Here is a 22,096-nt window from a genome sequence, read left to right as displayed (position 1 = left end):
AACGCCAACCACCCCACACCTGATGATGCCGACGTTGCAACCCCTCACCACGACGCCGTCCTGGCCGCCTCACAGGCACGGGCAACTGTCGGCCGGGTGGGCGAGGTCGCCGGCCACAGCAGGGGAGGGGACCCCTCGAATCGTGGGATACGTCCCGGGCGTCGGCCCACCAACGCCGAGGCTCATGTCCCCCGTCCCATCACCCTTTCCCTGCCAGCCGCCCTGGTCGTGCAGCTCAAGACCCATGCCCGCGCTGAGCGTCTCTCCCAGCCGGAGGTCCTGCTCGACGCCCTCGCCGCCACGCAGGACCACCTGGGCGACCTCATGGCCGTCCGCACCCCCGCAGCATCGTCAGACGGTCTGTTCCTTCGCCGCGCGACACCACGCACCTCAACTGAGCCCATGGCCACCCTCTCGATGCGGATGCTGGGGTCCAACGTCGACGTCATTGACCAGCTCGTCACCACCCACGACGCCCCCTCACGATCCGCACTCTGCGCAGCAGCCCTACGCGACTACCTGGCTTAGCTCCCGCCGGGGTCATCTCCACCACAATGGGGCATGGCCCAACGCACCATCGTCACGATCACCGACGACCTCGACGGCAGCGACGACGCGGAGACCGTGGTGTTCTCCTTCAAGGACACCGTCTACTCCGTCGACCTCTCTAGCCGGAACCAACAGAAGATGCTGAAGGCGCTCGAGCCCTTCATCACCGCCGGCGCTCTCGTGTCCCGCCCCTCACGCGTCGCTGCGCGATCCACTCGATCACACGCCCGGCGTCGACCCCGCTGACCCACGCCACACCCCGGCCGCACCGGACAGGCACACCTAGTAGATTCCGGCGCCTGTCGAGGTCCTGAGTACACATCGCAGCAGAGGAGGCTGTCGGTCGAGATGGCGTCACAAACTCATTCCGGGCCGGCCGAGCCGGCCGGGCCGGCGGCGACTCACGGCCACAGCAGCGCCGGTGAGCGCGGCTCGTGAACGGGGCTGACCCGCGACACGACCAGTCCGACCAGGCCGACCTGGCCGACCAGGCCGACCGGGACGGGAGCCAGACCGATCAGCGGGAGTCTGGGATGCGGCAAGTCGGTGACGTTGACGGGTGCGGCCGGTACGGGATCCTCGAGGCGACCCCCGACGGGCTCCTTCTTTGCTCGGACTGTGGGGGAGCGTTCGCCCACCTGGGCCTGCACGTGGCCCGAGCCCACGGCTCCACCGCCGCGGCGTACCGGCTCGAGCACGGTCTGTCCCGTAGCCGCGGCTTGGTCAGTACCGAGATCCGTGTGAAGCAGGCCGCGAACGCGGCCGGAAGCACGGCCACGCAGCAGGCACTGGCCGGATCGCGGGACGCTGCCCGGGCGGCCGCGGCCCGGATCGCGGGAGGGCTGCCGGTTTCGCCGGCGGCCGCCGCGCAGCGGAACGCCCGGATCGCCGCGGCCGGTCGGGCGACCCGGACGGGGCGGGTCACGACCTGCACCGGGTGCGGGGTGGAGTTCTGTGCGCTGGTCGGGTCGGCCCGCCGCCGGTTCTGCAGCCGCTCCTGCGCCAGCCGCACCACCCGGGCGACCACCCGTCAGGCCCCCCAACAACCCTGACTGTGAGCCCCCGGGGGTGAGCTGACCGCCGCCACGGCAAAAGTTGCCCGCGGGCGACGTGGCCACGTCCGGGCGGCGCCCACACCGGCTCGGGTTGGGACGATGTGGACGCCAGAGATCACCCTAAGGGCCAACCTCCCACCGGTCGGGCGTGCCCGATATTGCCTCCCGATAGTGTCCTGCACCGGAAATACGTGTTAGAAGTCGTCCGATGGATTCGAGGATCTCTTCAGCGGGTTTGGTCCAGATGAAGGGGCGGGGGTTGTCGTTCCTTGCCGTGGCCCAGGCGCGGATGTCGGTCTCGAGGGCGCGGACCGAGGTGTGGCTGCCGCGGCGGATGAGCTCGTCGGTGATGAACCCGAACCAGCGTTCTACTTGGTTGAGCCAACTGGAGCTGGTGGGGGTGAAATGCATGTGGAAGCGGGGGTGCCGGGCCAGCCAGGCGGTGATGGCCGGTGTTTTATGGGTGCCGTAGTTGTCACAGACCACGTGCACGTCGAGGTCGTCGGGGATCTCGGTGTCGATCTTGGCCAGGAACTTCTTGAACTCGATCGCCCGGTGGCGTCGGTGGATCGAGGTGATGACGGTGCCGTCGGCGATGTTGAACGCGGCGAACAGGCTGGTCACCCCGTGTCGGACGTAGTCGTGGGTGCGGCGCTCGGGCATCCCGGGCATCATCGGCAGCACCGGGCTGCTGCAAGCCAAGGCCTGGACCTGGCTCTTCTCGTCGACGCACAAGACGACCGCGCTCTCCGGAGGATCGAGGTAGAGGCCGACCACGTCGTAGACCTTCTCCACAAACAACGGGTCCTTCGACAGCTTGAACCCGTCGACCCGGTGGGGCTTGAGCTCGAAGGCCTTCCAGATCCGCCCGATCGTGGTCTTGGACAGGCCTGAGCGTTGGGCCATCGAGGCCCGCGACCAGTGCGTGGCGTTCGTCGGGGTCTGCTCCAACGTGGCGATCACGATCTCCTCCACCTGATCGACGCTGATCGACGGTGGTCGACCCGGTCGCGGCTCGTCGACGAGCCCGTCCAGGCGCTCCGCGACGAAACGGCGACGCCACTTCCCGACCGTCGCTTCCGAGCAGTTCAGCTGTGCCGCAACGGTTTTGTTGTTCGCCCCAGCCGCACACGACAGCACGATCTTAGATCGCAACGCCAACGCCTGGGACGACTTCGCCCGCCTTGACCATCGCACCAGCTGCTCACGCTCGTCCTGCGCCAGAGTCAGCTCGCTCATGGGTCGGCCCGTTCTCGCCATGGGTGAAAGTCTACTACTTATCTTGCGAATTTCCGGTGCAGGACACTAGCTAGCAGGGATGTTGCGGAGCGGCCGCTGCAGATCGTCGCTCGCCGGCTCGGTCGCTCGCCGAGCATGCTGCGGAGCCGTTCTCCCTACGCACGGACAAGTTGGCACGCGTAGCGAGATGGCAGCCGCAGGCAGTCTTCTAATCCCGTAGGGGTAGAGCTTCCTGGGCTGGGTAGCGCCACACTGACGGTGATGGATGCGATGACCGTTGCCGCGCCCCTAGGCGCGCCGGAGGTGGGACCGGCTGAGAAGAACGCGACCCACTGGCTTGTGCGCTCCCTTGCGCTCCTGCGTGTTGCTCAGGTCGTGCCCGCGCTGGTCCCCCTTTTTGCGGCTCCACAGTCCTACCGCTCCTATCCGGCAACGATCTGTGTGTTCGCCCTCGCGGTCGCGTGGAACGTGTCCTTGTTCTGGTCGGCCCTGCGCCGGGGTTGGTTCACGCTGTCGTGGATGCTCGCCGACGCAGGTCTACAAGCGGTGCTGGCGGTCGTCGTTGGTCTTCTGTGTGCGGACGGGCAGGCGACGCAGACAGCGAACTGGTCTCTGGGGCCGGTCATCGGCGCGGCGATCCTGGCCAGCCTCTTCCTGGGGCGGTCTGCCATGGCTGCAGTGACTGGGATGCTGATTGCCGGCTACCTCATTGGTGCCTCTCGCGACTTCAGCGAGCACTGGCCCGACGCTATGAGCAACGTCGGCTTCCTCGCGGCGTTTGCGTGGGCTGGCTTCATGGTGGGCCAGAGGTTGTTGTCCGATGGACGCGCAGCAGACGCTGCGACGAGGGAGGCGTCAGCCGCAGAGGCGGCGCGTGCGCGGAGTGAGGCTCGCTACGACGAGCGGGCGCGCCAGTACCAACGCTTGCACGACACCGTGCTGTCCACTCTGGAGGGTATTTCCCGTGGGGGGCTCGATTACGCCGAAGACAGCGTGCGTCGCCGGTGCTCGTCCGATGCCAACCTTGTGCGGTCGCTCAATGCGGCTGTGGACGATGCCACCGAGCTGTCGCCCCTGCCGGTGGTGTTGGCCGAGGTCGTCCACGAAGTTGAGGCCTTCGGGCTGAAGGTCCACTCCTTCACCGACGCCGTCCCGCATGCGCTTCCAGCGCACGTCGTCGACGCCGCTGCGGGAGCGGTGAGGGAAGCACTCAACAACGTGGTCAAGCACGCCGGGGTGAGGGAGGCGTGGGTGTGGAGCGTGGGTGACGAGACCGGTGGGATCCGGATCCGCGTCACCGACCGCGGCACCGGTTTCGACCCGGGGCAGGTCGCGGCTGATGGTGGAGTCGAGGGATCGATCCGTCGGCGCTGGACGGCCGTCGACGGCACCTTGAGCATTGACAGCGATTCGATGGGCACCATGGTGGAGCTGGCGTGGACCCCGTGATCCGGGTCGCAGCCATCGACGACCACCCACTCATCCTCCAGGGGTTCCGCGGGTGGATCTCGAAGGAGCCGCGGTTCGTCTACGGCGGTGGGTTCCGGACCGTCGCTGAGTGCCTGGTATCAGGCCCGCAGCCGGACGTGGTGGTCCTCGACGTGCACCTGGATGACGGCTCCCTCCCGGTGGCCAACGTCCGGGCACTGACCCAGGCCGGTGCCGTCGTCGTCATCGTGTCCGCTGACGAGGAGGACACCACTGTGCTCGGTGCCATCGAGGCCGGCGCCGCCGGTTACCTCCGCAAGAGCGCAGATCTCGCGGCCCTGACGCAGGCTGTCCTGCAGGCTGTGGAGGGCGGGCAGCCGATCAGCCCTGAGCTCGCGTTCATCATGAGCCGCGACCGGCGCGCTGGACGACCCGAGCTCACGGACCGGGAGCGAGACGTCCTCGAGTACTTCGGCTCCGGACTCACCTGGGAGCGGGTTGCTGCCCGTCTGGGGATGAAGCACCAGACAGTGAAAGTGCACCTGCGCAACATTCGAGCGAAGTATCGGCGCCTGAGCTGAAAGTTCTGCCGCTGCCAAAAACTAACCCCATAGGGGTAGCGTCGCCGGGGCCCTCCGGGGCCCCTGTGGCGGTAACCTGTGGGAGTGGGTATCAACACGCCACAGCACGTGCTTTCAGCCGTTTGGCTGAGGCCAGCGACAGAAAGGTCGAGGATATGGCAGACGACAAGTACGACAAGATACTCCTAAAAGTTCAAATAAAGGGGGTCAGTTCGCTGAATAATAATGAGGTCGAAGATCTCAAAAAGCTCATGAAGGAATCGAGTTCACGGGGCAATAAAGCCCGCGAGCTCCTCAAGTAGAAAAAGTAGTCACGCCGATGGCCCTCTTGCCCGGACAGTCATGGAATAACTCTTGCCCATATTTGTGGAACCACTGTGGCCGCAACGGAATCCACTGCGACGGTTGTAGTGCTGATGAGGAGCAGCGCAGTGGGTTCTCTGGACCGCCTTGGGTGCGAGGTACCGATGCCGACCATCGGCATCGCGTGGTTCGCGAGACCGCTGATAAGCCAGGTACCGATGCCATGTCGAGACTCCTGGAACGTGGAGATGGTTGGTTTGATTAGTTTTTACAATCATCGCGCAATACTCTGTCTGCATCCTTAGTTAGTTTGCAAGTAAGTAAGCTAATAAATAGTCGGATGGATGGGTGCGCACCCTTACCGCTCATCATTCACCCGCCTGCTTTGAATCCTGCCTGGACGTTTGGCTAACCCCAGCGCGCCACCAGTCAATCGCGTGATGAAAGCGTATGTCATGTCCATATTGAACGGATCACCCTACCCGCCCGATCACCCCTTCAGTTCATATGTGGCTGCACTCCGCCGGGGGTCGAGTGCGCACTGGTTTTCTCGTACTGCAACCGTTGAGGAACTCAGAAACTATTTGTGGGGTGTGATGCGGCTGCGGCACGACAACACCCGTCATAGCAAAGACGGCTTCGCCTACACCAACGCAGGGACGGTCGAGTTCGTCGCAGCACGTAGTCGGCAGGGAGTGATAATTTCGTGCTTCGCGTTGAACGAGATTGGAATCCAGCGCATCAATGACGCAATGTCTGACGAGCGTGCGGCCATGACCGCGCAACTGCAGCGTGGAACCTACGCTGGAAACCCGGTCGGAGCATGGTGTGTTGTTACTGAAAATGGTATTGATACCGAGGGGTCGGAGGTCTTCGACTTTATCAACGGCTCAACCATCTCTTCCCTCGACAAAGGCTTTTCGGCTCAGTACATCTAGCCTCGGCAATTCACCGGGGTGGGTGAGGTCGGGCTGCTGGTGTCGAGCTCCATGAGCCGGCCGACCGGGTCTGTGGGGTCGTGCACGGACCCGCCGATGTTGAGCTTGACCTCGCCGGCGGTGAGCTCCTCGACGATGTTGCGCACGTCGGTCAGGGACCGTGCGAGGCGATCGAGCTTGGTCACGACGAGAGTGTCGCCGGCGTGGCAGGCAGCTGGCAGGCAGTCAGGCCTCGCGCAGGCCGGGTCGGGCCCGGTTGGTGCCGGTCAGGCCGTGGTAGACGTAGACCCGTTCGGGCCCCACCCCGAGTGCCTCGAGGGCGCCTCGAGGGCGTTGCGCTGGGCGGTGAGGTCCCGGTCGTCGGTCGAGCAGCGGGCGTACCCTACGAACAAGGTTGCCATGCCGTGAACTGTACCGGTGGAGGTACCTTCACCGGGCTTTAAATCAGGCGGGTCTTACGGGATCGGATGAGGGGTCGGCCTGTGCTGAGCCAAAGCCGACGGGCGCCGCTGCTGTGGTGTCCCGGTGAGGGTTCCTCCTGTGACACAAGCAAGAGTAGGTGGCGTGGCTTAGATCTCGCCGGCTCTCGCGGTCTTCGTGCTGTCCGACGGTGGTCGCCGCGCCGTCGCTGCTGGCAGCCGCGGATGCGTGGCAGGGTCGATGCATGACGTCGCGGGCGCTAAGTTTCGGTGAGGTGGCAGTGCGGTACGAGCGCTTCCGCCCCGGGTACCCCGACGAGCTCGTCCACGCGGTGCTGGACTACGCCGGCCGGCCCGTGCGGCAGGCCCTCGAGATCGGTGCCGGCACCGGCAAGGCCACCCGCGCCTTCGCCGCCCGGGGTGTCGACGTCACGGCCACCGACCCGGACGGCGCCATGTTCGGCGAACTGCGCCGGCACGTGCCGGCCGGCGTGGTGACCATGCAGGCATCCCTCGAGGACCTTGGACCGACCGGCCGCTTCGATCTGGTGTTCGCGGCGGCCTCGCTGCACTGGACGGAGCCGTCTGGCCGGTGGCCGCGTATCGCCGCGCGGCTTGAGCCGGCTGGGGTCGTCGCGTCGTTCGGCGGCCCGGTCGAGCTGGCCGACGAGCCCCTGCAGGACGCCGTCCGGGCCGCCCGCGCGCCCTTCCTTAGCGACGACGGTGTGCCCTCACCCGACGGCACTCCACCTGACAGGGTGATGCAGTGGCCGGGGACGGAGTTGGAGCAGTCGCCCCTGTTCACCGACGTCCGCCAGCTCGTCATCGAGCGGCGGCTGCGGTGGCCGGCGCAGGCGTGGGTCGGCTACCTCTCGACAGTGTCGGCGTACCTGCAACTACCTGGAGTGCAGCGCGAGCAGGTGTTCACCCGCACCCTCCAGGTGCTGCCCGAGCAGGTCGAGGTCCACGCCGACGTCATCCTGCACCTCGCCCGTCGCCCGTCCTGACCCGCGAGTAACCACCCCCGGCCACGGGCTCCGCGCCCGGGGCGTTCCAGGTCAACCGCCGTAACCGTCCCGCTCGACGCTGGTCTTCGACGCAAGATCGTCGACGGGCGGTCCGGCCCTCGAGTGTGCCGATAGCCCTTCGGCCATCGGACGCGGATACTGGGTTGCTCCGCGCACGCGGGTCGCTGGGTTCGCCCATCTTTCAGCTTCTGTGACGCCGGTCCGGCCCGCAGTGCCGGCTGGTCGACTCACTCGACCTCCGCTGCGGTGAGCGCGCTGAACGCTCGTGCGGCTGGTTGTGGCCCGAGGAGCTGTCGCAGCAGCAGCAGGCCGTCGATCAGGGCGATGGCAGCCTCGGCCTCGCGGGTTCGGTGCGGCGCGCTGCCGGGTAGCAGTTCCGCGGCCCAGCTCACCCACGACCTGACGAGCTCTGGCACCAGGGTGTGGAACGGGGCGTGGCCGCCCACAGCCATCCCGGCGGCTTCGAAGTACAGCGCGAACACGGGGTCGGCGTCAGGGTGAGCCAGGACCGGCCAGGCCGTTCGTATGAGGTCCAGGTGGTCGGTGACCGGGGTGGCGAACGCCGACAGCAGCACTGTCTGCAGCCGGGCGGCGACCTGGGAGAACACCTCGGTGACGAGCACTTCCCGGCTCGGGAAGTAGTAAACGACGATGCGGTCGCTGACGCCCGCACGCCTGGCGACCCGACCGAAGCTCAGGTGGGCGAGCCCCTCTTCAAGGGCCAGCGCGACCGCGCCGTCGAGCAGATCCTGCTTGCTATGACGGTGGCCCATTTAGCGAGCCTAGGCGGAAGCCGCTATGTTGTAGTGACTACTACAACAAGCCCGGGAGAGACCATGCGTGCACCCACCTCCGCTGAAGCCGCCGAGCTGTTCCGCCGTGACCCTGACCGGTTCCTCGACGTCGGTCAGGGTGAGGTCGCCTACCGCCGGATCGGCGAGGGCCCCAGGGCACCGGAAAGGTCGGTGAGTAGGGCTGTGACCAGCGGGTTTGCGGGAGTGTGACCGGCGTGGCGTGTGGGACGGGTGTGGCCCGAGGGGCTGAGATGGAAGTTCTTCAGGCCACCGTCTCAGCAAGGACCACACCCGCCGATGTCATCTTTGCCGATCACCCCTGTCAAGGCGCAACCCGGCCGGGCCTCACGTGCCGGCCATCTGCTGGAGCTGCTCGCGACGGTGCCCGACCCGCGGGACCCGCGCGGGGTGCGCTACCCCCTGGCCGGGGTCCTGGCGGTCGCAGTGACCGCGGTCCTGGCCGGGGCCCGCTCGTTCGCCGCGATCGGGGAGTGGGCGGCCGACCTGCCCGGGGAGCACCGGACCCGGATCGGGCTCAGCCCCTCCAGCGCGTCCAGCCCCGATGAGTCCACACTCCGCAAGCTGTTCGGCCGCCTCGACGCCGACCACCTCGACCGGGCCCTCGGGGCATGGCTCTGGACCCGCAGCGCCGTCGTCAACGGGCAGCGGGTGATCGCCCTCGACGGCAAGACCGTACGCGGTGCCCGCACCGCGACGACGTCCGCGCCGCATCTGGTCGCCGCGTTCGACCACGCGACCGGCACCGTCCTCGGACAGGTCCAGGTCGCCGCGAAGAGCAACGAGATCCCTGCGGTACGAGACCTCCTCGCGTGTTTCGACCTGACCGGTGTTGTGGTCACCGTCGATGCCATGCACACCCAAACTGACACCGCCTTGGCCATCACGACCGCCGGTGGCCAGTACGTGTTCACCGTCAAGGGGAACACCCCGACCCTGCACCGCCAGCTCAAGACGCTGCCCTGGGCGGACGTGCCCGCGCACTCGTCCACCACCACCAGCCACGGTCGCCGCACGACCCGCACCATCAAGGCGGTCGCCGCCCCCGCCGGGGTCGGCTTCGTCGGTGCGGCGCAGGTCGCCCAGATCCGCCGCACCGTCACCCGGGCCGGCAAGAAGAGCGTCGAGGTCGTCTACGTCATCACCTCCGCCGATCACCACGACGCACCGCCGGCAGTCCTCGCCGCCTGGGTCCGCGGACACTGGGGCATCGAGGATCGCCTTCATTGGGTGCGTGACGTCTCCTTCGACGAAGACCGCTCCCAGGTCCGCACCGGACACACGCCCCGGGTCATGGCCACCCTGCGCAACACCGCCATCAGCCTCCTGCGACTGACCGGCTGGAACAACATCGCCCAAGCGCTACGACACCACGCCCGCGACCCAGAACGAGCCCTCACATGCCTGCTGACCTGCTAACACACGACCTTTCCGGTGCCCTGGCGAGGGCCCTGATGTGCTGTTCGTGCACGGCTGGCCCGTCAGCGGCGCCACGTTCCGGACCCTGCTGCCGCACCTCGCGTCGCAGCTCACCTGTCACGTCATCGACCTGCCCGGTGCCGGCTCGAGCCGGTTCAGCCCGACCACGACGCTCTCGGTGCAGCAGCACGTCGTCAGTGTTCGGCGCGTCGTGGACCTGCTGGGCCTGCAGGACGTCGCGGTCGTGGGTCATGACAGCGGCGGCCTCATCGCCCGGCACGCGATGGTCGAGGACCCGCGCTTGCGCTCCCTGGCCTTGATCGACACCGAGCAGTCGACCGGCCTCAGCCTGCGGTTTACGTCGTTCCTCGCCGCAGGCAAGCTCCCCGGGATCAGCGGCGCGCTCGGACACATCGCCGGGCACCGCAGCCTGCGCCAGCAGGCTTTCCGGGGCACGTTCGTCGACCGGTCGTTGCTCGACGGGGAGTTCTGCGAGTTCTTCCTCGCACCGCTCAGTGTGAACCGCGACCGGCGCGACGCCGCCGCCAGGCTGCTGCGCACCTTCGACACCGGCCTGGTTCACCAGCTGGCCGCGCTTCACGCCCGCCTGCAGGTCCCGGTCGGGCTCATCTGGGGCGCCAAGGACCCGTTCTTCCCGCTGGAGCGCACCCACGACATGCTCGGGACCTTCCCCAACGCCTCCCTCACGATCATCGAGAACGCCGCCCTGTTCTCCCACGAAGAGCAACCCGCCGCCGTCGCCCACAACCTGCTACCGCTACTGCTCGGCAAGGACACCAGCCCCGCGGCGGCCACCTGAGCAGATCCCCGCCGAGATCGAACAACCCACCGCTCATCACAGCCACCCGAGCCGCTGCCGGGGTTCTACCTCATCTGATTCTACTCCTGGGTCGAAGTCGCCGGAGCCAGCGTGCTCATGATCGCTGCAATCCCCAACGGTCCGTAGAGGGATCCCCTAAGGACAAGATCGCGGAGGGACAGCGCCGGCGAAAGCTGCACCACTGCGCCCACGCCCTGAGGTCGCCGGTGTAGGCCTTGGCCAATGTTGTCGCGTAGCCGGCCAAGAAGGCGGCCGCCAACCGCTCGAAGGGGTCACGGCCAGCGAGGGGGAGTCACTCAACGGCGACGTCTCTGTCGTCGACCACGACGACGGCGGGCTGCCATGCCACGAGGCTCACCGAGGTCGACCGTGCAGCGAGGGGGCGAGGTCGTGGGCGTCGGTCATGGCACCAGTCTGGCCCGAGGGTGTGACACCTGAGTGAGTGATAGATGGCCCATTCTATCCGTCAGTGAACGGGTCAGACAGAGGTGTCAGGCTTCACCCATGAACGCCGACGACTTCTTCAACACCAAGCTCGTTTCTGACATCGACTTCTCGCCATGGTCGACGGGCGGGACGGTGCCCGGCCGTGAGGGCCTGAATGAAACCCTCCTCGACGACCTTCGACGAGGCCCCAGCCCAACGCACCCCGACGTGGAGGTTGCCCTGGCTCTCGGGGGGACTCATTCACGACGACCTCATGGCCTTCGGCACCGGGGGAGGCGAGACATGACGGACGCCGAGATGCAAAGAGCTCTCACCACGATTATCGTCGTCACGCTCCGGCTCGAGATCCGTATCGACATCCCGTTCCGCAACTTCACGACGTTCAAGTGGTACTGGCTGCGCAACGACGGCTACGGGTCTTGGCAGGCTCGACGGTTGATTGCTTGAAGCGACCTTCGAACCGCTGTTCGCCGAGCTTTTCGTCCAGAACAGCACTCTCTCGACGCCCTGCCCGGTCCGATCACCTCACACGACGTCCTGGGCTGGCCCGACGTCGCGAGGCCATCCGAGAGCTGAGACGTCGCTTTGAGGGGGCTTCCACACCGGCCAACTACAAGGACACTGGCCACCGATGCGTCACGGTGCTCGAGGCTATAAGCGGAGTGGCGTTCGATCCTTCACACCTCGACGCTGGCGAGAACGAGTTGCCAGTCGACAAGACCAAGAGCCGCATCGGCCGCTACGTCGAGCGCAACCTACGGGGGCGCCGAGCACGCCGAGCTGCGGAGCCTTGTCACGGCCACGGTCAATTACGCCCAGCGGGTCAGGCACGGCTCAGGCAGTCGACGTGACGCTGGGATGGCGGCCGACTCGGTGATTCTGCTGCGCCGGCTGCAGGAGCCCACTGACCGGTAAAGATCGCCCGCTGTAGGTGAAGGTCTACAGAGCTGAGCTCAAGCGGCGGTGCCTGGCCAGGCGACGCCGCACCGGCGCGTCTTCCGCAACGTCACTAGTCCGACGACGCCCTTGGCGTACCGTACGGCCTACCCCGGCAACACCGCCGAGCCACCGCCCTACTGCTTGGGATGGTCCACCTCAAGTTCGAGGCCGCTGCAGCCCCGAAGCAGCGAGATCGAGGGCTGACCAGCGTCACCACAGTGCCTACCAATCGGGAGTCAACAAATGGTCGAGCTTGTCCCAGGCGATCCCAACATGATCCGTACGTTCGTTGTGCTGCAGCGGGGCAAAGTCCCTTTTGGGCTGGCTTTCGATGTACTAACGGCCATCGAACAGGCAGAGCCCTTTACCCAAGCGGCTGGGGGCCCTTGGCGTGAGAAGCGCTGGATTTCCGTAGCCTGGGATTCTTCCCGCATGGTGCGCACTGTAACCGACGACCTAGTCTGTGAGATTCTGGTCCGGTCGATGCCACGGTCCGTTCAAGAACTCATGTGGTCTGGTGACCCCCGTCGGGACGACATGGCTGCGGCATATCAAAAGACTGTTGCCGAAGGGGAAGAACATATGCGGAGAGAGAATCCAAACTACGATTGGCTTCCTGTGCCGGAGGACGATGACGATGAGAGTTAGCAGAGATCAATGTGAAGATCACAGGCCAAGCCCGTCATCGGGGATTTTCCTCTGAGGCAGGGTCAGGGAGATGGACATCATCGCAAACATGACGTGCGGCAACCTGCCAGAGTAGCTCAAGCACCGAGCCCGCAACGGGCTCGATTGCTGTTGCAAGCACCGCCGGAACCCTCGCGATCCCGCATGGCCATTGCAAAAGGTGCGGTTCCGGTCGGCGCCATGTTACGGACCCGGCATGGACCGTCGGGTGGTGGCCGAACGGGTCGGCGCGTCGCAGAGCACCCCTTGGCGGCGGCCCGCAGGGGAGTGCTCAAGGCGGGCAAGGTGCCGCGCGCCGACCTGGAGCGCGGTTACCAGGGCGGCGGTGACGCCGAGGACGAGGGCCACCGGCGTGCAGGCCGGGATCAACGAAGAGGCGGGTGCCGGTGATTCATCTGGTGCAGTACGCAGACTAGTTTCTGACATAAGGTGGACTATCGGCGATAGATGCACATTCGTGCCATCCTTCCCGATACAGACGACGAGATCTGGCCTGCCGTCGTCATTGTGTCTTGACCAGCCAGGCACTGATGAGCCTTGACGCCGCCGCCGAGGGGTTGGGGGGTGCTCCGGGGCCGGCGGCGTTGCGTGCTCGCGTCGACCACGCGGCAGGGGACACTTGGGGCATGGCCCGCACTGTGATCGAGCAGATTACCGATGACCTCGACGGCTCGGCTGACGCTTCCGCTGTCACCTTCACCTACGACGGCACCGAGTACACGATTGATCTGAGCACCAAGAACAAGACCGCGTTCGACAAGCTGATGAAGCCGTATATCGGCGCGGCGACCAAGGTCGTAGGGCGTCGCGGCAGTCCCCGTAAGGGCCCCCGCTCGGCGGGAAAGCGCGTCGACCTGAGCGCGGTCCGGGAGTGGGCCGCGGCCAACGGGTACGAGGTCTCCGCTCGAGGTCGCGTCAAGGCGGAGATCGTCGACGCGTACGCCGCCGCCCACTGATCCAGGCGGCTCCTCGAGCCGCGGCCGCAGGGTCAGGCCGGCCGGCCAAAAGCTGGTCGGTGCTCAAGCCGGTCCCCGGGGCGGGGTGGTCCGCCCTGGGGCAGGTAGGCGAACTTGGCCGTGGCCCCGACCAGCCCCGACCAGCCCCGACCAGCCCCGACCAGCCCCGACCAAACGCGCACCAGCATCGTGAAGTGTTTGCTTGCCGTGGCCACCGTGTGGGCGCCATGGTGGGTTCATGGCCAAGATCGTCGAGCGGGTGGTGGTGTTCACGCAGGAGAACCACACCACCGACCACTACTTCACCTCGATGCGGGCCTGGGGGGCGAACGTAGCGACCGGCTGGCCGACCCAGCCGAACCCGCCGGCGCACGACCAGGCGCACACCCGCGCGGCGTACGCGAAATGGCTGCACGCCCAAGCGAACAGGGCTGCGACCCCGGCAGCGCACACCCAGATCGACACCGACGCGGTCCTCCCGTACTACGCCTGGCTGGCCAAGACCGGAGCCTTCTGCGAGAACCACTGCTCCGGGTTCGGCACGAACTCCACCCCGAACCACCTGCTCATCATCGGCGGGCAGAGCCCCACGCTGCGCAACCCGCCGCGCGCCCAGACCGACCCCGTATGGGACATGCCCTCCCTGCCCGGGCACGCCGGCGACCACGGCCTCACCTGGAAGGCCTACACCGGCTCGTCCGGCTACCCGGTGAACTTCTACCAGCAACTGACCGGCTCAAAGAACATCGTGCGGTCCGACGACTTCGTGACCGACGCCACGAACGGTGGGCTGCCGGAGCTGTCGATGGTGTGGCATGACAGCCCCTACGACGAGCACCCCGTAGCCGACGTCACCCGGGGCCAGGACAAGATCTGGCAGGCCGTCGACGCCGTCGTCACCGCCGGACTGTGGGACACCACCGTGTTCCTGCTCAGCTGGGACGACTGGGGCGGGTACGACGACCACGTCATCACCCCGAACCTGGAACAAACCCCCGACGGGGTCCAGCTCGCCTACGGGCCGCGGGTGCCGCTGCTGATGTTCGGCGGGCCGGTCCGGTCCGGGATCGACTCCCGCTGGAACGGCCACCCCAGCATCGGCAAGACCGTCCTCGACCTCCTTGGTCTGCCACCCCTGGGTGTGCCCCGTCTCGACGATGCCCCGACCCTGGCCGACCTCGTCGACCCCACTGCGAAGCCGTCGCCCACCCCACCGGCGTACGGCACCACGATCACCCAGCCGACGCCGCCGTCACCGGCGCCCATCCCGACACCCCTCCCACCGCCACCCGCACCCCACTCCGCAGCCGTCGGCCCCGTGATCCTGCGCGACGGCAGCACCCTGCCCCCACCCAACGACCAACCCGTCACCTAGCCGGCGACACAGGGCTCGGTACCTCGGCCGTGATCAGAGTCTAAGCCAATGATTGCGATCTAAGTAACATTCCTAGAACGCGTTAGAGTCTGCTCATGCACTTAGAACTGAACCCCTACACCCCCGGGTCGGGTCGGCAGCCTCCGGCGTTGACGGGCCGGGAGGCCTTGATCGACGCGTTCGACCTCGTCGTCGCTCGGAGCGCGCGCGGGCTCTCGGACCGGGGGGTGATGCTGTCGGGGCTGCGGGGAGTGGGTAAGACGGCGTTGCTGAACTACTTGCGAACCACGGTGGCGGAGCCTGCGGACTGGGTGACGATCTCGTTGGAGGCGCAGACCTCGCGGTCGGGGGCCGCGGCGGTGCGTCACCAGTTCGGGCGGGAGCTGCTGGCGGCGGTGCGCCGGTTCAGCCACCGCCGCCGGGCCGAGCATGTGCTGCGGACGCTGCAGGAGGTGATCGGGTCGTTCACCGTCTCGGTGGGGCCCGTCGCGATGAGCCGGGAGGCGCCGGCGACGAGCATGGAGCGGGCCGGGACGGGAACGTTGGAGATTGACCTGCCGGAGCTGGTCGAGGACGTGTGCACCGTCTTGAAGCAAGAGGGGTCGGCGTTGGCGGTATTCATCGACGAGCTGCAGGACCTCGACGTGGAACTGCTGGCCGCGTTGCTGTCGGTGCAGCACATGGCCAACCAGCGCGAGCTGCCGTTCTTCCTGATCGGGGCCGGGCTGCCGAACCTACCGGCCGTCCTCAGCTCGGCCCGTTCCTACGCTGAGCGGCTCTTCACGTACACCACGATCGGGCCGCTGTCCCCGGCTGACGCCGCTGACGCTCTGGCGGAGCCGGCCCGCCGCTTCGGTGCGGACTACGCCCCGGACGCGCTGGCCGAGCTGGTGCAGGTCAGCAACGGCTACCCGTACTTCCTGCAGACCTTCGGGGCCGCGATCTGGGACCTCGCCCCCGACGCCGTCTTCACCGTCGCCGACGCGCGGCTCGCGATCACCGTCGGGTGGGAGCAGCTCGACGCCGGCTTCTTCCCCTCGAGGTGGGAACGAGCCACCCCCACTGAGCGGGCCTACCTGCACGCGATGGCCAACCTCGTCCGGGGCGGGCAACCGCGACACCCGGGGGCCACGGTGGGCAATGACACGGCCGCGGTCGCGACCGCCGACGTGGTGTCCGCCCTGTCGTCGTCGCAGAAAGCCACCAGCGTCGCCCGCGGCCAGCTCATCGACAAGGGCCTGATCTACTCACCCGAGTACGGCCGGATCGCGTTTACCGTCCCCGGAATGGCCGACTACCTCGCCCGCCAAGACCCCAGCATCATTCCAGGACAACGGTCCTGAGGGTCTGAATGAGCTCCTTCAACGGAGGGCGCGTCTTCGTGCGCGGGAGGGCGCATCCGTTCACCGGCCGAGCCTGACGGTTCGCACCTGACGCTTTTCGCTGCCGCTCGGGTGCGTGGTCCCGCAGGCCCCTCTCAAGTCAGAAGCCGGCGTCGCCCCAGATCGCATGGCCGACTCTCTCGGCGGCGTCGATCCGCATCGAGTCCATGACGTGTTGGTACCGGGTGAGCAGCACCGCTTGACTCCAGCCCATGAGGCTCATGACGACGCGGCCGTCGACACCTTGGGCGAGCAGCAGGGTGGCCGCAGTGTGGCGGGCGTCGTGCAGCCGGGCGGCACGGACGCCAGCGGTGGCCAGCAGCGTCTTCCACGTTTGGTAGTCGGTGCGGGGGTCGATGGGAGAGCCGTCGGGTCGCGCGAAGACGAGCTCGAGGTCGCGCCATCCTGAGCCTGCCCTGAGCCGCTCCTCGGCTTGTGCTCTTCGGTGGTCCAGCATGTGGGGAAGCATCTGCGGGGGGATCGCCAGCCGGCGCCGACCGGCCCCGCTCTTGGTGTCGTCGAAGCGCAGCCCGCCACCGTGACGGTGGGGACAGCGAGCGGGGGTGTGTGCGGGCGCGGCCTCGCTGCAGCCGTGTTCCCATGGGTGGCGCTGGAGTTGGCGGCGGACGGTGAGCGTGCCGGCGTCGAGGTCGAGGTCGCTCCACTTCAGCGCGAGGGCCTCGCCCTGGCGAAGTCCGAGGGCGAGCGCGACCGACCATCTCGGGGCGTTGCGCTGGCATTTCGCGGCCGTCAGGATCTGGTGTACGTCGGGCACGGTCAGGGGTTGGACCTCGACGTGGTGCACCCGGGCAACAGTGGCGTACCGGCAGGGGTTGGCGGGGATGAGCCCGCGTCGGACCGCTGTCGAGAACGCGGCCCGCAGGGTGCGGTGCACGTTGCCGGCAGTGGTCGGGCTGACCGTCGTCGCGACGTGGTCGAGGAGGTCGTCAATCTGACGCACGGTGACGGTGTTCAGCTGGGTGTCCCGCAGACCCGCGCAGTGGGTGCGCACCAGTGACTCGTAGGTGGTGAACGTCCTCGTCTTGCGGCTGCGCTTGATGTGCACGAGCCACTCGTCGAGCCATTGGCCGAGGGTTTGGCGCGAGTTGGTGGCGGCGAGCTGTGCGGTGCTGCGGCGCTGGCCTTCGAGCTCGGTGACGCGATCGGTCGCGGCCGCCTTGGTGCGGGCGCGGACGTGGCGGCGGACGGCCCGACCGTTCTCATCGCGCCCCATCGTGACCCACCCGTGCCACGTCCCACCGGTGTCCCGGTAGATCGAGGATCGGCCGTTGGCCGACCGGGTCGGGCTCATGACTCCGCCAGACGGGCGGCATAGCCACGCAGGTCCTCGGGTCGGAACAGGGTGCGCTTACCGACCTTCACGTGACGCAGCTGAGGGTCGTTGCGGATGAGGCGAAACATCGTGGCCCTGGAGACCCCCAGCCAGCTCGCGGCGGCGGCGACGTCGAGGAGGTGGTCATCGGCAGCGGGCAGGGTCAGGGACGACAGTGCCTGGAGGTCGGCCCTGATGGCGGCTTCGTGTTCGGCCATGGACCGGAGCCGCTGGTCAATGCGCTCGGCAATGGAGCGGACATCGTCGAAAGTCATCTCGGTCACGCCTACCGAAAGCGGGGCAGGGGGCTGTGGGGGCTCACCCGCGCAGGGACCGTGCGAGCGCCTGCGACGGGGTGAGACGTACTGAGTCAGCGGCAGCCGGTGAGCGCTACAGCGACCGGATGAGCCGCCCAACTGCACCACCAACTGCACCACTGGGGGCGTCGAACTAGGCATACGACCTCTCGATTCCCGACCGAGAGCGCGCCTGACCTGCGGGGATACGTAGTGGGCCCCGTGGGACTCGAACCCACAACCTACGGATTAAAAGTCCGCAGCTCTAACCATTGAGCTAGAGGCCCCGAACGGCCCCTTCCACGCATGGCGCGAGCCGGGACCGATCTGGCGGCGAGCCTACCCGAGCCCCAGGAGACGGTCCTCGTTGTGGCCGGGTGACGGCGAGGCCGTTGTCGCCGTCGTGTGGTGCCAGCCCTCACCCCCGATGAAGTGGCATTACCTCGGCTTGAGGTCGAGATGCTGCCGTGATCACCCAATCGGATGTCGCGCCGGGACGACGTGGCTGCCGTGCGCGTGGCTGGTCAAGATCGGCCCGCCGCGCTGACGAGCCGAGGGGCCGCAACGCGGCCGGTCTCGACGGCCACGACCACGGGGAGGTCTGCTGCCGGCTCGAACTCGAAGACGAGACGCGCCGTCACGGCACCCGAGAGGACCTCGGCGATCGCGTCGTTGACCTGCTCGATCGTGCGGGTCTCGGCGACGACCCGGGTGCGTCCTGCCGCATGCAGGGCGAAGACCTCCGCGAGATCCTGGCGGGTGCCGACGATGGAGCCGATGACCGAGATGCCCTTGATCACCGTGTCGAAGATCGAGATGGCCATGGTGCCCTTCGGCGGGAGGGCAACGCAGACGAGACGACCGCGCGGCGCAGTGACGCGAAGGCTTGCTCGAAGACGACCGGTGACGCGGCCAGCACCAGGGCGACGTCGAGCCCGCCCTCCGCCTGGATGGCGGCAACCGGGTCGGTCTCGGCGGCGTTGACCACCTGGCTGGCGCCGAGCTCTCGGGCCAGTGCCAGCTTGGTGTCCTCGATGTCGACCGCCACGACGGTGCCGCCCATGATGTGCGCGTACTGCACCGCGAGATGCCCCAGGCCCCCGATGCCGAAGATGCCGACCCGCTCGGCGGGCTCGACGTGCGCGACCTTCAGCGCCTTGTAGGTGGTGAGGCCGGCGCAGGTGAGCGGCGCTGCGTCGAGCGCACTGATGCCGTGGGGCACGGTCACGACGTAGGTCGAGCTGGCGACGGCGTACTCGGCGAAGGCCCCGTCGATGGAGTAGCCGCTGTCCAGCTGCTCCTGTGGGGACCGACGTCACAGGTCACGCTTAGACAGGCGCCGTATCGTGGAGGGGTCCGACCAAGCGGACGACGAGACGAGACGCGAGACGACCGCCGGCAGTGCCGACGGTGGCCTCCAGCGTGACCGAACCATGAAACACGAAGGCCCTTCTCTCCGTATGCCCCTCACGTCCAGCACGTCCTCCTCCGACACACTGACCCCGCAGACCCCGCCGCCGCCGAGTGGTCCCGCCGAGAGCGGGCCGCCGCGCCCGAGGCTCGGGCTGAGCCTGCCGCAGGTGCTCGGGAGCGCCCTGGCCAGCGCGACCGCGGCCGTGGCCGCCTCCTACCTCGGAGTCGCCGGCACCCTCATCGGCGCCGTCGTGGGCTCCTTGGTGGCGACCACCGGCACGGCGGTCTACGCCCACTCGATCCGCACGGCCGGAGGGCGCCTCACGACGCGGCGTGTCGCGGGTGCTCTTCCACCACTGGCGACCCGGGTGTCGCCGGTGTCCCCGGTGACCACGTCGGAGCCGGTTCCTGACGACCCAGCGGCGGCTCGCCGGCGCCGGCTTCGGCTCGCCGGAGGCCTCGTCCTGGGAATCGTCGTCGCGCTCGGCGCCATCACCGGGGTCGAGCGCGTGCTCGGTCACCCGATCTCCGACTCAACCTCGACGGGCACCTCCATCGGGGAGGCCGTCACGGGGTCTGGTGCCTCGAGCAGTCCTGTCGCGCCGACCGTTCCGTCACTTCCGCTCGTGCCGACCACCGGCCCGACCGCGTCGCTCCCGACCGGGATCGCCAGCGGCACGGCCTCGCCCACGCCGTCGTCCAGCTGGACCACGACGCCGACGGAGCCCAGCGCGAGCCCCACCGCCACGCCGGACCCCACCTCGACCGCACAGGTCCCCGGTGCTGTGCCCACCGCTCCCACGACGGCGGCTCCCACCGCTCCGGCAGCTGGCCCGGCTCAGCCCTGAATCCGCGACCACCGCGGCCGTTGGACCGCGGTGCGGGTCAACGCAGGGCGGAGGCCAGTCCGGGGCAGTCCTGCGGGGTCAGGGTGAGGTTGGAGTGCCGGATCCAGCCACGCGGGTCAATCCCCCGGATGCGCTCGTGCAGCACCAGGCAGACGCCCTCGCGCGAGTTCGTGGCGAAGGTCAGGCCCAGATCGGTGATGCCGAGGTGGGCTGGTCCGGCGGTCTTGAGGAACGCGTAGGGGCCGGTGATGGTCACCGAGGCGATGTTGGCCAACGGGGTGTCGACGTGCCACGGACCGAAGTGCGCGACCAGTCGCCCGGCCTCCACGACGATCGACGTGGAGGCCGGCGTCACGCCGAAGAGTCGAGCGGGCGCGACGTAGCGGTCCTCGAAGGCGAACGGGAAGCTGGTGCGCTCAGGGCTCATGGGCCTGTCATACCCGTTGGTTCTCTGCCCACCCATCCCGCCGCGCCTCACGCCGTCCAGAGGCGTACGACGTCACACCGCGCCTGGGTGTCCTGGAGTGGACGGTCGGGACCTCCCCGAGAGGCGGGCGTCGAGCCCGACGGCCAGGGCGCACAGCGCCACGAAGAACACCGCCACCAGCAGGCACGTCACCAGCACGCGGGGCAGCCCGAGGGTGCCCACGTCGAGGAACGGGTAGGGATACCAGTTGACGACGGGGCCGAGCGACAGGGTGGCCACCAGCCACACGACCGGCCAGGCGAGCGCCGGCGGGATGTCGCGCACCGCGGCTCGATCGCGGGGGCCGAACGCCACCCAGCCGACCACGGTCAGCACCGGTACGGCGACGTGCAGCAGCCGGTCGCAGAGCAGGTTGGCCGTGGTGTAGGTCGGCGACGGGGGCAGGGCCACCGCGGCGACGACCCCGGTGACCGCGATGCCGACGAGCGACGCCAGCCGCACCACGCGGAAGGCCCGACTGTCACAACGCCCGCTCACGATGAGGAAGGTCGACACGGCCACGAGGAGGTTGGACTGGATGGTGAAGTACGAGAAGTAGCGCCGCACGGCCTCGCCCCCGGTGCTGGCGACGACGCCGTCGACCGTGGTCTGCCCCTGGAGGATCAGCACGAGCTGGAGGACCAGCGCGACCACCGCCGCACTGAGGGTGAGCAGGTGCCAGGGGCGGGCAAGCCGCAGCATCGACATGTCCCCACGGTAGCGGTCGGCCTCAGGACCGCGCCGGGGTGCGTTCAGGGTCGGGTCAGGGTCTCACCCACTGACCGGGGGGTGCCGCACGGATGCACAGTCGAGACATGACCACCACACCTCAGTCCCAGTCCAGCGGCACGGGCCTCGACCGGCTCTTCGCCACCCTTCGTCGCAGCCCCGTGAGCCGGTCCTCCGACCACGTCATCGCCGGCGTCTGCTCCGGCCTCGCCCAGCGGTTGGGGGTCTCCGTCAAGGTCGTGCGGATCCTCGCGGTCGTCGCCGCCCTCCTCGGCCCCGCCCTCGTGCTCTACCTCGCGGCCTGGCTGATGCTGCCTGACGGCGAGGGTCGCGTGCACCTCGAGCAGGCCCTCAAGGGCGGTCGGACGTCCTCCATCCTGCTCCTGGTCGCCACCGTGCTCGTGCTGGTGCCCGACGCCGGGCTCCACGCCCGAGTCGGATGGATCGTCCCCCTGGCCGTGGCCGGCGTCGTCGGCTGGTTCGTCTGGAACCGTCGCCGGTCGGCCCCCGCCTCGGCGCCGACCACCGCACCGGATGCCGCTGCGCCGCAGTCGCCCTCCCTCGTCAAGCCCTCGCAGACCCCGCCGCCCCAGGACTCCTGGCTCTCGTGAGC

The 22,096-nt window shown here is 68.0% G+C and carries 23 protein-coding genes, 1 tRNA gene and 1 pseudogene; 15 read left to right on the top strand and 10 right to left on the bottom strand.

Annotation, left to right across the window (positions count from 1 at the left end; genetic code table 11):
- Positions 1-228: 228 nt before the first annotated feature.
- From V3N99_08090 to V3N99_08080, 3 genes are all read left to right on the top strand, one after another.
- The gene (locus V3N99_08090; protein ID MEO3936707.1) at positions 229-528 is read left to right on the top strand and encodes a hypothetical protein; all 300 of its coding nucleotides are present in this window, start codon (positions 229-231) and stop codon (positions 526-528) included.
- A 33-nt stretch (positions 529-561) separates the two neighbouring features.
- The gene (locus V3N99_08085; protein ID MEO3936706.1) at positions 562-795 is read left to right on the top strand and encodes a histone-like nucleoid-structuring protein Lsr2; all 234 of its coding nucleotides are present in this window, start codon (positions 562-564) and stop codon (positions 793-795) included.
- A gap of 287 nt (positions 796-1,082) precedes the next feature.
- Positions 1,083-1,601 (top strand): hypothetical protein, encoded by a 519-nt coding sequence (locus V3N99_08080; protein ID MEO3936705.1) that lies wholly within the window; start codon positions 1,083-1,085, stop codon positions 1,599-1,601.
- A gap of 123 nt (positions 1,602-1,724) precedes the next feature.
- Here V3N99_08080 and V3N99_08075 read toward each other — a convergent pair whose 3' ends face one another.
- A complete protein-coding gene (locus V3N99_08075; protein ID MEO3936704.1) occupies positions 1,725-2,864 on the bottom strand; it encodes an IS630 family transposase in 1,140 nt (379 codons plus the stop codon).
- Positions 2,865-3,104: 240 nt separating this feature from the next.
- On the opposite strand from V3N99_08075, the gene V3N99_08070 reads away from it, so the two are divergent.
- The 3 genes from V3N99_08070 (at position 3,105) to V3N99_08060 (ending at position 6,093) form a co-directional block, all read left to right on the top strand.
- Complete coding sequence (locus V3N99_08070; protein MEO3936703.1) at positions 3,105-4,292, top strand: hypothetical protein; 1,188 nt, start codon at positions 3,105-3,107, stop codon at positions 4,290-4,292.
- Positions 4,280-4,852 (top strand): response regulator transcription factor, encoded by a 573-nt coding sequence (locus V3N99_08065; protein MEO3936702.1) that lies wholly within the window; start codon positions 4,280-4,282, stop codon positions 4,850-4,852. The genes V3N99_08070 and V3N99_08065 overlap by 13 nt, the downstream gene beginning before the upstream one ends.
- Positions 4,853-5,664: 812 nt before the next feature.
- A complete protein-coding gene (locus tag V3N99_08060; GenBank protein MEO3936701.1) occupies positions 5,665-6,093 on the top strand; it encodes a hypothetical protein in 429 nt (142 codons plus the stop codon).
- Between the two features lie 50 nt (positions 6,094-6,143).
- Here the strand turns inward: V3N99_08060 and V3N99_08055 are convergent.
- A pseudogene (locus tag V3N99_08055) lies at positions 6,144-6,494 on the bottom strand (recombinase family protein).
- A 263-nt stretch (positions 6,495-6,757) separates the two neighbouring features.
- Between V3N99_08055 and V3N99_08050 the strand changes: the two are divergent.
- Positions 6,758-7,519, top strand: a complete 762-nt coding sequence (locus V3N99_08050; GenBank protein ID MEO3936700.1) for a class I SAM-dependent methyltransferase — start codon at positions 6,758-6,760, stop codon at positions 7,517-7,519.
- A 248-nt stretch (positions 7,520-7,767) separates the two neighbouring features.
- Here V3N99_08050 and V3N99_08045 read toward each other — a convergent pair whose 3' ends face one another.
- A complete protein-coding gene (locus V3N99_08045; protein ID MEO3936699.1) occupies positions 7,768-8,313 on the bottom strand; it encodes a TetR/AcrR family transcriptional regulator in 546 nt (181 codons plus the stop codon).
- 327 nt (positions 8,314-8,640) lie between these two features.
- On the opposite strand from V3N99_08045, the gene V3N99_08040 reads away from it, so the two are divergent.
- The 6 genes from V3N99_08040 to V3N99_08015 all read left to right on the top strand — a co-directional run bounded on the left by V3N99_08040 (position 8,641) and on the right by V3N99_08015 (position 16,359).
- Positions 8,641-9,771 (top strand): ISAs1 family transposase, encoded by a 1,131-nt coding sequence (locus tag V3N99_08040; protein MEO3936698.1) that lies wholly within the window; start codon positions 8,641-8,643, stop codon positions 9,769-9,771.
- A gap of 37 nt (positions 9,772-9,808) precedes the next feature.
- Positions 9,809-10,591 (top strand): alpha/beta hydrolase, encoded by a 783-nt coding sequence (locus V3N99_08035; GenBank protein ID MEO3936697.1) that lies wholly within the window; start codon positions 9,809-9,811, stop codon positions 10,589-10,591.
- Positions 10,592-11,116: 525 nt separating this feature from the next.
- Complete coding sequence (locus V3N99_08030) at positions 11,117-11,506, top strand: hypothetical protein (GenBank protein ID MEO3936696.1); 390 nt, start codon at positions 11,117-11,119, stop codon at positions 11,504-11,506.
- A 1,805-nt stretch (positions 11,507-13,311) separates the two neighbouring features.
- Positions 13,312-13,641: an Lsr2 family protein gene (locus tag V3N99_08025; protein ID MEO3936695.1), complete on the top strand. Its 330-nt coding sequence runs from the start codon at positions 13,312-13,314 to the stop codon at positions 13,639-13,641.
- A 238-nt stretch (positions 13,642-13,879) separates the two neighbouring features.
- Entirely contained in the window at positions 13,880-15,016 is a 1,137-nt protein-coding gene (locus V3N99_08020) for an alkaline phosphatase family protein (protein MEO3936694.1), read from the top strand.
- A gap of 95 nt (positions 15,017-15,111) precedes the next feature.
- On the top strand, positions 15,112-16,359 hold the full coding sequence (locus V3N99_08015) for an ATP-binding protein (GenBank protein MEO3936693.1): 1,248 nt from the start codon (positions 15,112-15,114) through the stop codon (positions 16,357-16,359).
- 139 nt (positions 16,360-16,498) lie between these two features.
- On the opposite strand, the gene V3N99_08010 is transcribed toward V3N99_08015, so the two are convergent.
- The 5 genes from V3N99_08010 to V3N99_07990 form a co-directional block, all read right to left on the bottom strand.
- Positions 16,499-17,710 (bottom strand): site-specific integrase, encoded by a 1,212-nt coding sequence (locus tag V3N99_08010; protein ID MEO3936692.1) that lies wholly within the window; start codon positions 17,708-17,710, stop codon positions 16,499-16,501.
- Positions 17,707-17,949 (bottom strand): helix-turn-helix domain-containing protein, encoded by a 243-nt coding sequence (locus tag V3N99_08005; GenBank protein ID MEO3936691.1) that lies wholly within the window; start codon positions 17,947-17,949, stop codon positions 17,707-17,709. Before V3N99_08005 ends, V3N99_08010 begins: the two co-directional genes overlap by 4 nt.
- A gap of 292 nt (positions 17,950-18,241) precedes the next feature.
- Positions 18,242-18,314, bottom strand: a tRNA-Lys gene (locus V3N99_08000).
- Positions 18,315-18,551: 237 nt separating this feature from the next.
- Entirely contained in the window at positions 18,552-18,851 is a 300-nt protein-coding gene (locus V3N99_07995) for a hypothetical protein (protein ID MEO3936690.1), read from the bottom strand.
- A complete protein-coding gene (locus V3N99_07990) occupies positions 18,824-19,255 on the bottom strand; it encodes a zinc-binding dehydrogenase (protein MEO3936689.1) in 432 nt (143 codons plus the stop codon). Before V3N99_07990 ends, V3N99_07995 begins: the two co-directional genes overlap by 28 nt.
- Before the next feature lie 232 nt (positions 19,256-19,487).
- On the opposite strand from V3N99_07990, the gene V3N99_07985 reads away from it, so the two are divergent.
- Positions 19,488-20,288: a hypothetical protein gene (locus tag V3N99_07985; GenBank protein ID MEO3936688.1), complete on the top strand. Its 801-nt coding sequence runs from the start codon at positions 19,488-19,490 to the stop codon at positions 20,286-20,288.
- A 37-nt stretch (positions 20,289-20,325) separates the two neighbouring features.
- Here V3N99_07985 and V3N99_07980 read toward each other — a convergent pair whose 3' ends face one another.
- Both V3N99_07980 and V3N99_07975 read right to left on the bottom strand, forming a co-directional pair.
- Positions 20,326-20,715, bottom strand: a complete 390-nt coding sequence (locus V3N99_07980) for a hypothetical protein (GenBank protein ID MEO3936687.1) — start codon at positions 20,713-20,715, stop codon at positions 20,326-20,328.
- A 72-nt stretch (positions 20,716-20,787) separates the two neighbouring features.
- Positions 20,788-21,462, bottom strand: a complete 675-nt coding sequence (locus V3N99_07975) for a Pr6Pr family membrane protein (GenBank protein MEO3936686.1) — start codon at positions 21,460-21,462, stop codon at positions 20,788-20,790.
- A 107-nt stretch (positions 21,463-21,569) separates the two neighbouring features.
- Here V3N99_07975 and V3N99_07970 point away from each other — a divergent pair, with 107 nt between their 5' ends.
- The gene (locus V3N99_07970; protein MEO3936685.1) at positions 21,570-22,094 is read left to right on the top strand and encodes a PspC domain-containing protein; all 525 of its coding nucleotides are present in this window, start codon (positions 21,570-21,572) and stop codon (positions 22,092-22,094) included.
- The last annotated feature ends 2 nt before the right edge of the window (positions 22,095-22,096 follow it).

The organism is Dermatophilaceae bacterium Soc4.6 (assembly GCA_039889245.1).
Classification (GTDB): Bacteria; Actinomycetota; Actinomycetes; order Actinomycetales; family Dermatophilaceae; genus Lapillicoccus.
This window is presented reverse-complemented; position numbering and strand designations above follow the sequence as displayed.

Coding starts and splice junctions, on each gene's coding strand:
- V3N99_08085 (MEO3936706.1), top strand. CDS start 562: ATGGCCCAACGCACCATCGTCACGATCACCGACGACCTCGACGGCAGC.
- V3N99_08080 (MEO3936705.1), top strand. CDS start 1,083: ATGCGGCAAGTCGGTGACGTTGACGGGTGCGGCCGGTACGGGATCCTC.
- V3N99_08075 (MEO3936704.1), bottom strand. CDS start 2,864: ATGGCGAGAACGGGCCGACCCATGAGCGAGCTGACTCTGGCGCAGGAC.
- V3N99_08070 (MEO3936703.1), top strand. CDS start 3,105: ATGGATGCGATGACCGTTGCCGCGCCCCTAGGCGCGCCGGAGGTGGGA.
- V3N99_08050 (MEO3936700.1), top strand. CDS start 6,758: ATGACGTCGCGGGCGCTAAGTTTCGGTGAGGTGGCAGTGCGGTACGAG.
- V3N99_08045 (MEO3936699.1), bottom strand. CDS start 8,313: ATGGGCCACCGTCATAGCAAGCAGGATCTGCTCGACGGCGCGGTCGCG.
- V3N99_08030 (MEO3936696.1), top strand. CDS start 11,117: ATGAACGCCGACGACTTCTTCAACACCAAGCTCGTTTCTGACATCGAC.
- V3N99_08025 (MEO3936695.1), top strand. CDS start 13,312: ATGGCCCGCACTGTGATCGAGCAGATTACCGATGACCTCGACGGCTCG.
- V3N99_08020 (MEO3936694.1), top strand. CDS start 13,880: ATGGCCAAGATCGTCGAGCGGGTGGTGGTGTTCACGCAGGAGAACCAC.
- V3N99_08015 (MEO3936693.1), top strand. CDS start 15,112: ATGCACTTAGAACTGAACCCCTACACCCCCGGGTCGGGTCGGCAGCCT.
- V3N99_08010 (MEO3936692.1), bottom strand. CDS start 17,710: ATGAGCCCGACCCGGTCGGCCAACGGCCGATCCTCGATCTACCGGGAC.
- V3N99_08005 (MEO3936691.1), bottom strand. CDS start 17,949: ATGGCCGAACACGAAGCCGCCATCAGGGCCGACCTCCAGGCACTGTCG.
- V3N99_07995 (MEO3936690.1), bottom strand. CDS start 18,851: ATGGCCATCTCGATCTTCGACACGGTGATCAAGGGCATCTCGGTCATC.
- V3N99_07985 (MEO3936688.1), top strand. CDS start 19,488: ATGCCCCTCACGTCCAGCACGTCCTCCTCCGACACACTGACCCCGCAG.
- V3N99_07980 (MEO3936687.1), bottom strand. CDS start 20,715: ATGAGCCCTGAGCGCACCAGCTTCCCGTTCGCCTTCGAGGACCGCTAC.
- V3N99_07975 (MEO3936686.1), bottom strand. CDS start 21,462: ATGTCGATGCTGCGGCTTGCCCGCCCCTGGCACCTGCTCACCCTCAGT.
- V3N99_07970 (MEO3936685.1), top strand. CDS start 21,570: ATGACCACCACACCTCAGTCCCAGTCCAGCGGCACGGGCCTCGACCGG.